General features: G+C 59.2%; 14 protein-coding genes. 8 read left to right on the top strand and 6 right to left on the bottom strand.

The features are described from left to right. The first annotated feature begins 71 nt into the window (after positions 1–71). The 4 genes from rnr to PG888_RS09365 all read left to right on the top strand — a co-directional run bounded on the left by rnr (position 72) and on the right by PG888_RS09365 (position 4435). Positions 72–2465 (top strand): ribonuclease R, encoded by a 2394-nt coding sequence (gene rnr / locus PG888_RS09350; RefSeq protein WP_042062952.1) that lies wholly within the window; start codon positions 72–74, stop codon positions 2463–2465. Beyond that, positions 2462–3211 (top strand): 23S rRNA (guanosine(2251)-2'-O)-methyltransferase RlmB, encoded by a 750-nt coding sequence (gene rlmB, locus PG888_RS09355; RefSeq protein ID WP_270693305.1) that lies wholly within the window; start codon positions 2462–2464, stop codon positions 3209–3211. The genes rnr and rlmB overlap by 4 nt, the downstream gene beginning before the upstream one ends. A gap of 7 nt (positions 3212–3218) precedes the next feature. Further along, the gene (locus PG888_RS09360) at positions 3219–3788 is read left to right on the top strand and encodes a Crp/Fnr family transcriptional regulator (protein WP_270693306.1); all 570 of its coding nucleotides are present in this window, start codon (positions 3219–3221) and stop codon (positions 3786–3788) included. 191 nt (positions 3789–3979) lie between these two features. After that, complete coding sequence (locus PG888_RS09365; RefSeq protein WP_270693307.1) at positions 3980–4435, top strand: GNAT family N-acetyltransferase; 456 nt, start codon at positions 3980–3982, stop codon at positions 4433–4435. A gap of 72 nt (positions 4436–4507) precedes the next feature. On the opposite strand, the gene srmB is transcribed toward PG888_RS09365, so the two are convergent. Beyond that, positions 4508–5731 (bottom strand): ATP-dependent RNA helicase SrmB, encoded by a 1224-nt coding sequence (srmB, locus tag PG888_RS09370; protein WP_139406342.1) that lies wholly within the window; start codon positions 5729–5731, stop codon positions 4508–4510. Between the two features lie 119 nt (positions 5732–5850). Between srmB and PG888_RS09375 the strand changes: the two genes are divergently transcribed. From PG888_RS09375 to brnQ (PG888_RS09385), 3 genes are all read left to right on the top strand, one after another. Continuing rightward, positions 5851–6561, top strand: a complete 711-nt coding sequence (locus tag PG888_RS09375; protein WP_270693308.1) for a tRNA1(Val) (adenine(37)-N6)-methyltransferase — start codon at positions 5851–5853, stop codon at positions 6559–6561. A 191-nt stretch (positions 6562–6752) separates the two neighbouring features. Further along, the gene (gene brnQ / locus PG888_RS09380; protein WP_075113281.1) at positions 6753–8057 is read left to right on the top strand and encodes a branched-chain amino acid transport system II carrier protein; all 1305 of its coding nucleotides are present in this window, start codon (positions 6753–6755) and stop codon (positions 8055–8057) included. Positions 8058–8499: 442 nt separating this feature from the next. Beyond that, positions 8500–9777, top strand: a complete 1278-nt coding sequence (brnQ, locus tag PG888_RS09385) for a branched-chain amino acid transport system II carrier protein (RefSeq protein WP_270693313.1) — start codon at positions 8500–8502, stop codon at positions 9775–9777. Between the two features lie 73 nt (positions 9778–9850). Here the strand turns inward: brnQ (PG888_RS09385) and PG888_RS09390 are convergent, their stop codons facing one another. Genes PG888_RS09390 through zur form a run of 3 tightly spaced genes read right to left on the bottom strand, consistent with a single transcriptional unit; the run spans position 9851 to position 10995 of the window. Beyond that, the gene (locus tag PG888_RS09390) at positions 9851–10081 is read right to left on the bottom strand and encodes a hypothetical protein (RefSeq protein WP_042656409.1); all 231 of its coding nucleotides are present in this window, start codon (positions 10079–10081) and stop codon (positions 9851–9853) included. Between the two features lie 4 nt (positions 10082–10085). Next, entirely contained in the window at positions 10086–10547 is a 462-nt protein-coding gene (locus tag PG888_RS09395; protein WP_042656408.1) for a chemotaxis protein CheX, read from the bottom strand. Beyond that, positions 10537–10995 carry a zinc uptake transcriptional repressor Zur gene (zur, locus tag PG888_RS09400; protein ID WP_182969788.1) on the bottom strand — a complete coding sequence of 153 codons (459 nt, stop codon included), beginning with the start codon at positions 10993–10995 and terminating at the stop codon, positions 10537–10539. The genes PG888_RS09395 and zur overlap by 11 nt, the downstream gene beginning before the upstream one ends. A gap of 137 nt (positions 10996–11132) precedes the next feature. On the opposite strand from zur, the gene dusA reads away from it, so the two are divergent. Continuing rightward, positions 11133–12119 carry a tRNA dihydrouridine(20/20a) synthase DusA gene (dusA, locus tag PG888_RS09405; protein ID WP_182969787.1) on the top strand — a complete coding sequence of 329 codons (987 nt, stop codon included), beginning with the start codon at positions 11133–11135 and terminating at the stop codon, positions 12117–12119. 66 nt (positions 12120–12185) lie between these two features. Here dusA and PG888_RS09410 read toward each other — a convergent pair whose 3' ends face one another. After that, positions 12186–13745 carry a methyl-accepting chemotaxis protein gene (locus PG888_RS09410; RefSeq protein WP_270693309.1) on the bottom strand — a complete coding sequence of 520 codons (1560 nt, stop codon included), beginning with the start codon at positions 13743–13745 and terminating at the stop codon, positions 12186–12188. 136 nt (positions 13746–13881) lie between these two features. Next, on the bottom strand, positions 13882–14181 hold the full coding sequence (locus PG888_RS09415; protein ID WP_042062966.1) for a hypothetical protein: 300 nt from the start codon (positions 14179–14181) through the stop codon (positions 13882–13884). Between the last annotated feature and the right edge of the window lie 86 nt (positions 14182–14267).

Genomic DNA, 14267 nt, shown 5'->3' on the forward strand with positions numbered 1-14267 from the left:
CAGCCGATGGATGCCATTCGCCCCCCCCTTCGATATAATGGCTGGGTTATTACCTACCCTAAGGCCTGCTTATGTCTCAAAAAGATCCTTTCCTCCAACGCGAGGCCGAAAAATACGAAAACCCCATCGCCAGTCGCGAGCTGATCCTCGAACTCATCAAGGGTCACGAAAAGCCGATGTCCCGCGAAGAGCTGGCCAAGGCACTCAAGCTGACTGACGAAGAGCCGTTGGAAGCTTTGCGCCGTCGTCTGCGCGCCATGGAGCGCGATGGGCAGCTGGTATTCACTCGCAACCAATGTTACGCCCTGCCGGATCGTCTGAATCTGGTCAAAGGGTATGTACTCGGCCATAAAGATGGTTTCGGTTTTCTGCGCCCGGAAGGTGGTGGACCGGATCTGTATCTGAATAACCGCGAGATGCAGCGCCTGATGCACGGTGACTATGCGCTGGTGCAGCCGACCGAGATTGACCGCAAGGGTCGTCAGGAAGCGCGTCTGGTGCGCCTGCTCAAGCCCCGTGAGGCAGACATCGTCGGCCGTTACTTCGTCGAGAACGGCGTCGGTTTCGTGGTGCCGGACGACAGCCGTATCGGTCAGGACATCATCATCCCGGAAGGCGAAAACAAGGGGGCTCGCCAGAGCCAGGTCGTGGTGGTGCGCATCAACCAGCGCGCCAACTCCCGCATCAACGCGGTCGGTACCGTACTGGACGTGCTGGGCGAGAACATGGCCCCGGGCATGGAGATCGAGATCGCCCTGCGTACCCACGGTATCCCGCATACCTGGCCGGAGGAGGTGACCAAAGAGGTTGCCGGTCTCGGCGAACAGGTGCCGGAAAAAGCCAAAGAGGGTCGTATCGACCTGCGCGCCCTGCCGCTGGTCACCATTGACGGGGAAGATGCCCGCGACTTTGATGACGCCGTCTTCTGTGAAGCCAAGCGTGGTGGCGGCTGGCGCCTGTGGGTTGCCATTGCGGACGTATCCGCCTACGTGAAGCCCGGCACTGCGCTGGATGCCGAAGCCTATCAGCGCGGCAACTCGGTCTATTTCCCCGAGTTCGTGGTGCCCATGCTGCCGGAGGTGCTCTCCAACGGGCTGTGCTCCCTGAACCCGCAGGTTGACCGTCTCTGCATGGTGTGCGAGATGACCATCTCCGCCGCTGGCCGTATGTCCGGCTACAAGTTCTATGAAGCGGTGATGAACTCCCATGCGCGCATGACCTACAGCAAGGTTGCCGCGATCCTCGATGGCGATCCCAAGCTGCGTCAGCAATATGACCCGCTGGTGGGCCACATCGAAGAGCTCAACAACCTCTATAAAGCGCTCAAACATGCCCGTCACCAGCGTGGTGCGGTGGAGTTCGAGAGCGAAGAGACCCGTTTCATCTTCAACGCCCAGCGCAAGATCGACCAGATCGTGCCGCTGGTGCGCAACGACGCCCACAAGATCATCGAAGAGTGCATGATCCAGGCGAACGTGGCCGCGGCCCGTTACATCGAGAAGAACGAAGCCTTTGCCCTGTTCCGGGTGCACGACCGTCCGGGCGAAGAGCGTCTGACCGGTTTCCGTGATTTCCTGGCCGAATTGGGTCTGGAGCTCAAAGGCGGTCTCGAACCCGAGCCGAAAGACTTTGCCGAGCTGGCTGCCAAGTTTGAAGGGCGCCCGGATGCCGAGCTGCTCTCCACCATGCTGCTGCGTTCCATGCGTCAGGCGGTCTATCAGGCTGACAACATCGGTCACTTCGGCCTGGCGTTGAAGTCCTACGCGCACTTCACCTCGCCGATCCGTCGCTATCCCGACCTGATCCTGCACCGCGCCATCAAGTACCAGACTGCAAAAGAGCAACAGGGCAACCTGCGCCACAAGTGGACCCCGAGCGGTGGTTATCACTACCAGCTGGAAGAAGTGGATCCGATGGGTGAGCACTGCTCCATGACCGAGCGCCGTGCCGACGATGCGACCCGCGACGTGGCCGACTGGCTCAAGTGCGAGTACATGCTGGATCACGTGGGTGACGAGTTTGATGGCGTGATCGCCAGCGTCACCGGCTTTGGTTTCTTCGTCCGTCTGGCGGAGATCCACATCGATGGTCTGGTCCACGTCAGCACCCTCACCAACGACTACTACCAGTTTGATCCCCTGCACATGCAGCTGATCGGCGAGAACTTCCGCCGTCGCTACCGTCTGGGTGACAAGGTGCGGGTCAAGGTGATGGGCGTGAACCTGGACGATCGCAAGATCGACTTCGTGATGGTGGAAGAGCCCCTCAAGGCCACCGGCAAGAATGCCAAAGAGATGGCGCGCAAGCAGGCCGAGATCAAGAAAGAGAAGGCCAAGAGCGCCCAGCGCCACGAAAAACGCAAAGAGGGTAAGGATCACGGCAAATCCGACAAGGGTGGCCGCGCCAAGCCCAGCAACAGACGACCGAGCAAAAACGCTCGCGATAAGGCCAAGAGCACTAAATGAGTACTGAACTGATCTACGGCATTCACGCTGTATCCGCGCTGCTTGAGCGCACCCCGGAGCGTTTCATCGAAGTTTGGGCCCTCAAGGGGCGGGATGACGACCGGCTGCAACCCCTGCTGACCGAGCTTGAATCCCTCGGTCTCAAGGTGCAGAGCGTGAACCGCAAGACCCTTGATGATAAAGCCGAGGGCAACAATCACCAGGGCATCATGGCCAAGGTGATCGAAGCGCCCAAGCTGGCCGAGCACGATCTGGCCAGTTTGCTGGACAGTCTGGCCGAACAACAGGCCCAGCCTTTCCTGCTGGTGCTGGACGGCGTGACCGATCCGCACAACCTCGGTGCCTGCCTGCGCAGCGCCGATGCGGCCGGGGTCCATGCGGTGATCGTGCCGCGGGACAAGGCCACCGGCCTGACCTCGGTGGTACGTAAAGTCGCCTGTGGCGCCGCCGAAGTGGTGCCGCTCATTCAGGTCACCAATCTGGCTCGCAGTCTGCGGGAGTTGAAGGATCGCGGCGTCTGGATCGTCGGCACTGCCGGTGAGGCGGATCACGATGTCTATCAGGCCAAGCTGACCGGCCCGATGGCACTGGTGATGGGCGCCGAGGGCAAGGGGATGCGCCGTCTGACCCGTGAACATTGCGACGAGTTGGTGAGTATCCCGATGGCGGGGGCGGTATCGAGCCTCAACGTCTCGGTGGCGACTGGCGTCTGCCTGTTCGAAGCCGTGCGTCAGCGCCGCAGTTAATGCCGTGATGACCGACAGACCCCCCTTCAGTTGGGCGCAGGTCGCAGATGAAGAGGAGGCCGCGCGCATCCTCTCTTTTGCACGCTCGCTGACCCTGGCCCCCAGATCTTGCCTCTGGCACGCTGGTGACAGTCCGGATCTGCTGGTCAGGGTGGAGCAGGGGCTGCTGCGGGCCAAAGTGGTGCTGGCGGATGGTCGCGAGTACATCAAGGAGTTCTACTGGGAGGGGGACGAGTTTCTCGACTTCCACCACCTGCTCAGTGGTGAACCCGCCCGCTACAGCGTGGAGGCGCTGGAACCCTGCCGCTTGCAGTTGTTCCAGCTGGCCGACCTGCGCCCGCTCTGCTGTTGGCCAATCTGGTACCAGCACCTGCTGGAGGTACAGCTGTGTATCAAGGAGGAGAAGGAGCTGTTGCTGCTGACCGGGAGCCCGCAGGCCCGCTATCAGCACTTTCTGCAATGCTTCCCCGCTCTGGATGCCAGAGTGCCGGATCACCAGATCGCCGCCTATCTCGGCATTACCCCCATCAGCCTGAGTCGCATTCGCAAGCGGTTGAAAGCACTTGGCGAGGGCTGACGCTCTCTCTATTAGCGCCCGATTTTGTGCAAAGGGGTGGGTGTTGCTCCCTATACCCTATCTACCCGCGCATTACGCTGCATCTGCAGCCTGAGCCGCATTCGCAAACGACCGAAAGAACTTAACAAAGGTTAATGCAGGGTGCTGGCGTCACGATTATGCTGGCAGGCCGAACTGATAAGGAGTTGCCGATGAACTGGATCCTGAAACCCTGGTCTGAACTGACCACTGACGAGTTGTACGAGTTGCTGGCACTGCGGGCCGAGGTGTTCGTGGTGGAGCAGACCTGCCCCTTTCAGGATCTGGATGGGCTCGATCGCCGCGAAGGGGTTTGGCACCTGCTCGGTTATCAGGGCGAACAGCTTGCTGCTTACGCGCGGATCATGGCGCCCGGCATCGGCGATGAGAGCGGTGCCGCCATCGGCCGGGTGGTGACCTCGCCCAAAGCGCGTGGCGGTGGTCTTGGTCACCAGCTGATCGGCGAGGCGGTCAAGGCGTGCGAGGCTCGCTGGCCGACTCACAGCATCTGGCTAGGCGCGCAGGCCCACCTGCAGGGATTTTACGGTCAGCACGGCTTTGTGGCTGAAGGGGAAGGTTATCTCGAAGACGATATCCCCCATATGGGGATGCGCAGAGCCGTGGCCTGACCGCCAGGCAGGGTGATGCAGCATGCAGAAGGGCCATCCCGTGGGATGGCCCTTCTTTTTCGCGCTTGGCGATTACTTCTTCTTTTTCTTCTTGGCGGACTTTTTCTTGTCGACCGGCTTTTTCTTCTTCACCGGTACTCGCGCTTCCTTGTGTTTCGGGCGCAGCTCGTCGATCACCCGGCGCTTGAGGCGCTCCTCGGTGTAGCGTTCGATCTTGGCAACCATCGCCATGTCATGGGCTTCTACCAGGCTGATGGCGCAGCCACGGTTGCCTGCGCGACCGGTACGACCGATACGGTGGACGTAAACGTCGGTACCGTAGGGCATGTCATAGTTGATGACATGGCTGACGTTGGGCAGGTCGATGCCACGGGCGGCAACGTCGGTCGCGATCAGGAAGGGCACTTCCCCTGCGTGGAACTTGCGGATCGACTCGACGCGCTTGCTCTGCTCCATCTCGCCACGGATCCAGGCGCACGGGATGCCCGCAGCCTGCAGCTGGCCGGAGAGTTCCGCCAGACGCTCGCGGGTCTTGACGAAGACGATGGCTTTCTGGGTTTCCGGATCTTTCAGGATATGGATCAGCAGCGCCAGCTTGTGCGCTGCATCATCGGCCAGATGCACCCACTGGGTGATCGGGCGGCGTTCACTGCGGGGCGGCTCTGCATGCAGCTCGACCGGATCGTTGAGGATCTCGTTGGCGAACTTCTCAAGGCCTGCCCCTTCCAGCGTGGCGGAGAACAGCATGGTGTGCTTGCGGTAGCGCGCTTCGGCCACGATGCGGTTCACATCCTTGATAAAGCCCATGTCCAGCATGCGGTCCGCTTCGTCCAGCACCAGCACTTCGATGTCGTGGCTCTCGAACTCCTCTTTCTCGATGTACTCGAGCAGACGACCCGGGGTGGCGACTACGATGTCGGTGGTCTTGGTCAGGGCTGGGAGCTGCTCTTCATGGCTGACGCCGCCGATGATGGTCTCGATGCTGAGGTTGGTGTGCGCCGCCAGCGCCTTGGCGTGGGCGGTCACCTGCAGCGCCAGCTCGCGGGTCGGGGTCAGGATCAGCATGCGGCAGGGGCCTGGCTTGCGGCGCGGGAAGTCCAGCAGGTGCTGGAGTGCCGGCAGCAGGAAGGAGGCTGTTTTGCCGGTACCGGTTGGAGCGGATGCCAGAATATCGCGGCCGTCCAGGGCTGGCTCCAGCACCATCTGCTGGATGGTGGTGGGGCGGGTGAATCCCATCTCGGCCAAGGCCCGGTTGAGGGCGGGGTGTAGGTCGAAATCATCAAAGGACTGGCTCATGGCAATACTCGGTCATTAAGGAAACGGCAGATTATAGGCGATTATCTCGTCGGCTCCTATTGGTGAGTGTGTCTTAGCCGCTATAATCGCCCACCATTTTTTCAGATGACGGGGGCCAGATGGGGCGTAGTCGCGGATTTACCTTCAAACAGTTCCATATCAATCACGATCGCTGCGCCATGAAGGTAGGCACCGATGGCATTCTGCTCGGTGCCTGGGCACCGGTCGAACGGGCGCACCGGGTGCTCGATATCGGCACCGGCAGCGGCCTGATCGCCCTGATGCTGGCCCAGCGCAGCAGATCTGACTGCCGTCTCGATGCGGTCGAGCTGGATATTAATGCGGCCAGCCAGGCGCGGGAGAATGCGGCGGCCTCTCCCTGGGCCGATCGGGTGACCATCATAGAGAGTGCCATTCAGGATTATCAGGCTGCCCCTTACGATCTTGTCGTCTCCAACCCCCCCTATTTCGTGGCAGGCCAGTCATTTAGCGATCCGGCGCGGGCGTTGGCCCGTCATACCGGTGCCCTCGACAGTCACGGATTACTGGCGGCCTGCAATCGTTTGCTGAGCCCGAACGGTCAGGTGGCGCTGGTACTACCGACGGCGATGGCCGATGAAATTTTATGCATATCGGCGCATTATGATCTGCATGGGATTTGTTATACAGCTGTTATCACCAGAGAGGGTAAAGAGGCAAATCGTGTTTTATTGCTACTTGGCAGAGGATTAAACAGGTGTGAGAGGGGTGAGATTGTGATCCATTCTGCTGATGGAGCCTATTCCGACAGATATATCCAACTGACCAACCCCTTCTATTTGAAGATGTAAATTTCGTCTTGAACTATTTTTTCACGCCATTATGCTGGTTCCAGATCGAGCGCCCGCTCCAGACCAGCTAAAACCACTGGTTGTGATGAAAAAACACGCGGGGCTCTTTTTTTATCCCCCCTGAACACACCCGGTCAGCGACCGATAAAAACTATAACAAGCAATAATTTACAAGACAGACGAGGTTGAACTTGACGAAATCACTCACATTGTCCGATGTACTCGGATTAGGGTTTATGACCTTCGCCTTCTACCTGGGCGCCGGTAATATCATTTTCCCGCCGTTGGCCGGTTACATGGCCGGTGAGCACCTCTCCCTGGCGATGTTCGGCTTCCTGGTGACTGCCGTGGGCCTGCCTCTGGTGACCATTCTGGCCGTGGCGAAAGCCGGTAACGGCTGGGCGGGCATGACCAAACTGCTGCCTGCCGGTGTCGCGACCGCGCTGGCCGTGGCCATCTATATCATCATTGGCCCGGCCTTTGCTGCGCCCCGTACCGGCTTGGTGGCCTACGAGATGGGCCTCAAGCCGTTCATCGGTGACATGGGTCAGGCGGGTCTGGCGGCTTATACCGTGATCTTCTTCGGCGTGGCCATGCTGGTTTCCATGAACCAGGGCAAGCTGATGGACGCCATTGGCAAATACCTGACACCGGTTCTGATGCTGCTGCTGCTGACCCTGGCGGTCGGGGTATTCGTTGCGCCGCAAGGCACCATGCCTGATGCGTCCGGTGACTATCAGAACAGCCCCTTCGTGAAAGGGATCCTGGAAGGCTACAACACCATGGACACCCTGGCGTCCCTGATGTTTGGCGCCCTGATCGTCGACCTGCTGCGCCAGAAGGGCATTAACGACTACAAGAGCCAGTTCAAGTATCTGGCCATTGCCGGCCTCATCTCCGCCATTGGTCTGTGCGTGGTCTATGTTTCCCTGTTCCGTCTGGGTAACACCGCGGCCGGTGTGGCGACGGATGTCAGCAACGGTGGCGCCATCGTCAACGCCTACGTGCTGAGTCTGTTTGGTCAGCCCGGTCAACTGATCCTGGCCGCCATCATCACCCTGGCGTGCTTCACCACTGCCGTGGGTCTGATCTCCGCCTGTTCAGACTTCTTCCACAATCTCACCGGCATGAGCTACAAGAAGCTGGTGGTATTGCTGGGCGTTGTCTGCGCCGTGGTGGCCAACGTGGGCCTGAGCCAGTTGATCAGTCTCTCCATTCCGGTGCTGGTTGCCATCTATCCGGTTGCCGTGGCGCTGGTGCTGGTCACCTTCCTGAAGGGGTACTTCGGTCGTCCCCGTCTGGTGTTCCGTGCGGTGCTGGTGGTTGCCTTCCTGTTCGGTTGCCTGGATGGTCTGGGTGCTGCCGGCATGAAGATGGATGCGTTTGCCTTCCTGCCGCTGTTCGACAAGGGCCTCGCTTGGCTGATGCCGACCCTGCTGGCCTGCGTAGTAGGCATGGTGGTGCGTCCGACCGAGATGGCCGCCGAAGCCGCCTGATCACGCCCGATGTGATGTTGCCAAGAGCCTGCCCCGTGCAGGCTCTTTTGTTTTTCATCTTTCTGCAGTCTGTGTTGGAGTGTGTGCTGCAGTGTCGTGATGATCGCTCTCGGCGACGTTCGTCAGTTCCACTCCTTTGCCACCCGTGCTCCCCTCTTGGTGCAACCTCTGTTTTGTATCCTTTTGAAATTGCCAAACTTCTTGGTGATTAACTCTGTCTAGTTAAATTGTTTCAATATATTAATTTGAGATTGAGCTTTTATTCATTTTCTTTATGCTGAGTGAGTGATTCTTGTCCTGTCTCAGGACGAGAAAGAAGCAAGAGGTATTGTTACCGGTTATCTGCCAGGCAGTGGGTGCAATCAATAACAAGCTGATAAGGCAGATGAGGTTGGGTTTGACGAAATCATTGAAGTTGTCCGATGTATTCGGATTGGGGTTTATGACGTTTGCCTTCTATCTGGGGGCAGGCAATATCATTTTTCCGCCGCTGGCCGGTTTCATGGCCGGTGAGCATCTGCTGGCTGCCATGTGCGGCTTTTTGCTGACGGCGGTGGGCTTGCCGCTGATCACCCTGATTGCGGTGGCCAAGGGGAGTTCGGGGGGCGGCGCGAGTGGCTGGACCGGAATGACCCGCTATCTGCCCGCCGGGGCGGCGACGGCGCTGGCCATCGCTATCTATATCATCATGGGGCCCGCCTTTGCCATTCCCCGCACCGGTCTGGTCGCCTACGAGATGGGGCTCAAGCCCTGGCTTGGCGATGCCGGTCACGAGGGGCTGCTGATCTACACCCTGAGTTTCTTTGCGCTGGTGATCCTGGTGGCGCTTGATCGGGGCAAGCTGCTTGATGCGGTCGGCAAGTATCTGACCCCAGCCCTGATGGCGATGCTGCTCATTCTTGCGGTCGGGGTCTTTATGACGCCGCAGGGCACCATGCCTGATGCCAGCGGTGAGTACATAGATGCGGCTCTTACCAAAGGAATGCTGGAGGGGTACAACACCATGGATACCCTGGCATCCCTGATGTTTGGTGCCCTGATCATCGGTTTGCTTCGCCAGAAGGGGATCGAGGATTATCGCAGCCAGTTCAAATACCTCACCATTGCAGGTTTGATCTCGGCGGTCGGGTTGTCGGCGGTGTATGTCTCGCTCTTTCAGCTGGGCAACAGCGCCGGTGGGGTGGCGAGCGATATCAGCAATGGTGGGGCCATCGTCAATGCCTACGTCCTGAGCCTGTTTGGCCAACCGGGTCAGTTTATTCTGGCTGCCATCATCACCCTGGCCTGTTTTACCAGTGCGGTCGGCCTGCTCTGTGCCGGTGCCGACTTCTTCCACAGTCTGGCTGGCTGGACATACCGCAAGTGGGTGCTGCTGATGGGCTGCTTGTGCGTCCTGGTGGCCAATGTGGGGTTGAGCGAGCTGATCAGGCTCTCTATTCCGGTACTGGTGGCCATCTATCCGGTTGCCATCGCGCTGGTGCTGGTGACTTTTGCTCAGGGGAGTTTCGGTCGGCCACGTCTGGTGTTTCGCGCCGTGCTGCTGGTGGCCTTTCTATTTGGCTGTCTGGACGGACTGGGCGCTGCCGGTATGCAGATGGATGCGTTCGCCTTCCTGCCGCTGTTCGACAAGGGCCTCGCCTGGTTGCTGCCGACCCTGCTGACCTGCGGCCTTGGCATCTTGGTGCGGCCAAGCGGGAAGCTGGCTGCCGAAGCGGCTTGATTCTGGAACAACGAGATAGCAAAGAGGCCAGCAGCTGCTGGCCTCTTCTGTTTCTGCCGGATCCGTTAACAAGTCAGATTTGCGGGCCTGTCGGCTTGGGTTTGCCGTCCAGACCGTACCAGTGGGTTTGCACCCGTCCGGCATGCCACTCGAAGGTGCCCCAGGGCTGCTTGGCTTCCCAGCGGGGGAAGTTGATGAGCACCCGGTTATCCTCGTATTTGTAGAGGGAGGTGCTGATCTGGATATCCGACAGGATCAACAACAGGGCCCAGCAGATGAAAATCCATTTCAATGCTTTCCACATAGGGTTACTCGAAGCAGATTTCGATGGTGGCGCGGCCGTAATCTGATTCGAACGGCATCATGATCTTGGTGCCATCGGCCCGGTGGGTGATGGTGTGGTTGGCTCCGGAGACGATGATGGGGGTGGCCATATCAAACTCGTAACCCTTCTCACCCAGCATCCGCTTGGCGCCACCGGTTACCATGTTGGTGATTTCACCGACCATGTCGGTCACCTCTTCGTTGATGTTGGCGGGGGCTTCCCCCAGCATGCGGCGCATGATCTCCAGCGCCAGCCCCTTCTCGAAGCTGATGGAGAGAGAACCGCGGGTCTGCGGGCCGACCATGCCGATCAGGCCGGAGACGTCGCCGCGCGCCAGCTCATCCATCTTGCGTTTCGGTTTGCCCGGTTTGAGTTCCAGCTGTGCCATGGTGGAGAGCACATTGAGCAGGGATAGCAGGAACGGATTTACAAAATCAGCCTTCATGATGATTTCCTACAGTGGGCGTACAGCGAGCACATTGGCCATGTGCCTCTATTGTCTTATTGGTAATCGTAAAACCATGCAAGTGGGCTTGCTCGGAAAACGCGCTATCTATGGCCGTATCGTGCAGCTCGACCACATCGCCGCACTCGTCGCAGATCAGTAGCTGCATCGGGTGAGCATGATCGAAGTGGCAGCAGAAGATAAATGCGTTGAGCGATTCCACCTTGTGAGCAAAGCCCTGTTCGAGCAAAAAATCGAGTGCCCGATAGACGGTTGGCGGCTTGGCATTGGCTTCGGTTTGTTGCAGCTGGGCTAACAAATCATAGGCGCTGATGGCATTGCCGTGTGCCGCCAGCAGGCGAAATACCTGACGTCGGGTCGGGGTGAAGCGGATCCCTCGCTGTATACAGAGTCGCTCGGCTCGTTGTAAAAGTTGGTCTTGATTCATGATCGCGCAGATACCCTTTCTATTAGCCGGATACTATCACAGGGCCTCGCATGGCGCGGCGACAAAATTCATTTTCTGGGGCTGCTTCACGTTGTGATAAAATCCGCCCCTTTCTTTAGCCAACCCGGATGATTTTTATGCAGGCGCAGCGTTTTTCCATCGCCCCCATGCTGGACTGGACTGATCGGCATTGCCGTTACTTTCATCGACTGATGAGTCGCCAGACCTTGCTCTATACCGAAATGGTGACCACTGGCGCCATCATCCACGGCAAGGGGGATTATCTGGGTTACAGCGAGCAGGAGCACCCCATCTCCCTGCAACTGGGTGGCAGCAATCCGGCAGATCTGGCGCGCTGCGCCAAGCTGGCCGAGGAGCGTGGCTATGACGAGGTGAACATCAACGTCGGTTGCCCCTCCGATCGGGTGCAGAACGGCCGTTTTGGTGCCTGCCTGATGGGTGAACCGGCGCTGGTGGCTGACTGCGTCAAGGCGATGCGCGATGTGGTCGATATCCCGGTAACGGTGAAGACCCGTATCGGCATCGACGATCAGGACTCCTACGAATTTCTGCAGGCCTTTATCGAACAGGTGCGCGATGCCGGTTGCGACACCTTTATCGTCCATGCCCGCAAGGCGTGGCTGAGTGGTTTAAGCCCCAAGGAGAACCGCGAGATCCCGCCCCTCGATTATCCCCGCGTCTATCGGGTCAAGCAGGATTACCCGGAGCTGACCATCGCCCTCAACGGCGGCGTCACCTCCATGGAGCAGACTCTGGAGCACCTGCAACACGTCGATGGCGTCATGATGGGGCGTGAAGCCTATCAGAACCCCTACATTCTGGCGCAGGTGGACAATCTGGTGTTCGGCCAGAATAACGCCGTGCCGAGTCGCCACGAGGTGGTGCGGATGATGCTGCCCTATATCGAGCAGGAGCTGGCCAAGGGCAACTACCTCTCCCATATGACCCGCCACATTTTGGGGCTGTTCCAGAACATGCAGGGAGCCCGCGCCTGGCGCCGTCACCTGAGCGAGAACGCCTGCAAACCGGGCGCCGGTATTCAGGTGGTGCTGGATGCCATGGCCAAGGTGCCGGAGTTTGCCAGCAGCGAGACGGCCGAATAAGCCGCTGTCAGCAGCAAGAACCACAAAAAGCGCGTCAGTTGACGCGCTTTTTTTCGCTCTATCGCTTCAATATCTGAACTGGTTGATCAGCCGCGAGAGATCCTGCAGCCGCTCCACCAGCAGGGTGATGCCATCGAGGGCTTGCCTGCTGTTGTCGGCGGTGTGGCTGGCCAGCTGGTGGATCTGGTGTACCCCTTCGTCGAGTGTCGCCGTGACGTCGGCCTGCTGGCTCACCGCCTGGGCGATCTCGTCGCTGGTGCGGGTCACCTGTCCCAGCATCCGGTTGATCTGGGTGAGCACGTCGGCGGTGGTGCCCGCGTGCTGCTGGCAGCGATCCGAGGTCTGTGCCCCTTGTGCCATCCCGTCCGACAGCTGTCGGGTGGTCTGTTGCAGCGCCTGGATCATCTCGTGGATCTCGCTGGTCGAGGCGCGGGTCTTCTGGGCCAGCGCCCTCACTTCATCCGCCACCACCGCAAAACCACGCCCCTGTTCGCCAGCCCGGGCCGCCTCGATGGCCGCATTGAGGGCTAGCAGGTTGGTCTGATCGGCGATTTGGCTGATCACTTCCAGAATGCCGCTGATCTTCTGGCTGTCGCTGGTGAGCTGGGCCAGCACAGCGTGGTTGGCATCCAGCTCCTGATGGAGTTGGTTGACGGAGGATTGGGTGGTCGCCAGTGCTTGCAGTCCCTCGGCGGAGACCTGTTGCACCTCGGTGACCAGATTACTCGCCTCATGGGCGCTGTGGGCCACATCGCGAATGGAGTGGCTCAGCTCGGTGATGGCGGTAGCCAGTTGCTCGCTGTGGGCACGCTGCTGCTGCAGGTGAGTATCGATGGTCTGGATGTTGCCCCGGTCATCTTCGGCTGCCTGCAGGATCTGCTGGTTGGTGTCGGCGCTGCGCCCGACCACGGCCTTGAGCTCGGCCTGCTTCATCCGCAAGGCCAGTTCAACGGCCGCCAGGGTGTCGCGCCGCCGGGTGTAGAGTACCTGACAGAGGCGGGTTCCTTTATCTTGATCGGCAAGGGTGAGCAGATGAGCCAGCCGCTGCTGCAAGCGCCAGCCGTGGGTTGCCTGCGCCAGCAGCAACAGGGTAGTGGGTAGCAGCCAGAACAGGTTGCCGGTGGCAAAAGTAGCCAGGGTAGTTAGCAATGCAGAAACGGAGAGCCAGAGGGTCAGCTGGCCCGGTTCAATGTGAAACCGGCTTAGCCAGGGAAGCGCCTTGCCGCTACGCAGCAGGCCATAGAGCTGCTCGGCCCAGGCCACATCGCTGGCGTCGGGTTTGGTGCGCACCGACTGGTACTCGACGATCTCCTTCCGGGCATTGAGGATCGGGGTGACATAAGCGTTTACCCAATAGAACTGACCGCTTTTGGCGCGGTTCTTGACCAGCCCCATCCAGCTTTTGCCCTGTCGCAGCCGCTGCCACATGTCGGCGAAAGCTGCCTTGGGCATGTCGGGGTGACGCACCAGATTGTGGGGCACCCCTTCCATCTCGGCAGCACCATACCCTGCCACATCACAGAAGTGCTGGTTGGCGTAGGTAATATGGCTGGCGGGATCCGTGGTCGAGATCAGTGCGATGTTGTCGGGGAAGTGTATCTCCCCCTCCTGATGGCGTGTGGTCATGTGTCGTTCCTGAAAAAGCCAACTAACTGATAACTATGTTTTTATTGTCGTTCTCAGTTAATCATTCTAAGGCTCTTCAGTGCCCCGAACTTGGCTTGGGTCAATTAATCAACACAATGAATTGATGAAGTGAGGGTCAGCTGGCCGGTGCGAAATCGTGAATTTCGCCGGTTCTCGGTTTAAAGCGCGGATCGCCATCTTTGTAGCTGCGCACCAGTTGCATGGTCTTGCAGAAGCTGGCCTGCTTGTCGTACTCCTGACGGGCCAACTCAATGGCTCGCTCGGCCCGGCGCCGCTCCATCTTGTCAGACTTGCGATCGCTGAACTGTTGCTGCTGTTGCAGCATCCAGCCGACAAACTCTTGCTGGCATTGGGATTCGCTATTGGCCTGCGCAGGCAAGGTCCACAACAGGGGGAGCAGTAACAGATAACGCATGTTCAACCGATGATAAGAGGGGGTGTTCACTAGAAGGGCGGCATTTTATGCCTAAAACTTGAGCATGAACAGTATCAATAAGAGGG

This window comes from Aeromonas sp. QDB23 (genome assembly GCF_027707745.1).
In the GTDB taxonomy this organism is placed as follows: Bacteria; Pseudomonadota; Gammaproteobacteria; order Enterobacterales; family Aeromonadaceae; genus Aeromonas; species Aeromonas allosaccharophila.

Bases quoted from the DNA above. Each gene is read 5' to 3' on its own strand.
- rnr (WP_042062952.1), top strand. From the start codon at position 72: ATGTCTCAAAAAGATCCTTTCCTCCAACGCGAGGCCGAAAAATACGAA.
- rlmB (WP_270693305.1), top strand. From the start codon at position 2,462: ATGAGTACTGAACTGATCTACGGCATTCACGCTGTATCCGCGCTGCTT.
- PG888_RS09360 (WP_270693306.1), top strand. From the start codon at position 3,219: ATGACCGACAGACCCCCCTTCAGTTGGGCGCAGGTCGCAGATGAAGAG.
- PG888_RS09365 (WP_270693307.1), top strand. From the start codon at position 3,980: ATGAACTGGATCCTGAAACCCTGGTCTGAACTGACCACTGACGAGTTG.
- srmB (WP_139406342.1), bottom strand. From the start codon at position 5,731: ATGAGCCAGTCCTTTGATGATTTCGACCTACACCCCGCCCTCAACCGG.
- PG888_RS09375 (WP_270693308.1), top strand. From the start codon at position 5,851: ATGGGGCGTAGTCGCGGATTTACCTTCAAACAGTTCCATATCAATCAC.
- brnQ (WP_270693313.1), top strand. From the start codon at position 8,500: ATGACGTTTGCCTTCTATCTGGGGGCAGGCAATATCATTTTTCCGCCG.
- PG888_RS09390 (WP_042656409.1), bottom strand. From the start codon at position 10,081: ATGTGGAAAGCATTGAAATGGATTTTCATCTGCTGGGCCCTGTTGTTG.
- PG888_RS09395 (WP_042656408.1), bottom strand. From the start codon at position 10,547: ATGAAGGCTGATTTTGTAAATCCGTTCCTGCTATCCCTGCTCAATGTG.
- zur (WP_182969788.1), bottom strand. From the start codon at position 10,995: ATGAATCAAGACCAACTTTTACAACGAGCCGAGCGACTCTGTATACAG.
- dusA (WP_182969787.1), top strand. From the start codon at position 11,133: ATGCAGGCGCAGCGTTTTTCCATCGCCCCCATGCTGGACTGGACTGAT.
- PG888_RS09410 (WP_270693309.1), bottom strand. From the start codon at position 13,745: ATGACCACACGCCATCAGGAGGGGGAGATACACTTCCCCGACAACATC.
- PG888_RS09415 (WP_042062966.1), bottom strand. From the start codon at position 14,181: ATGCGTTATCTGTTACTGCTCCCCCTGTTGTGGACCTTGCCTGCGCAG.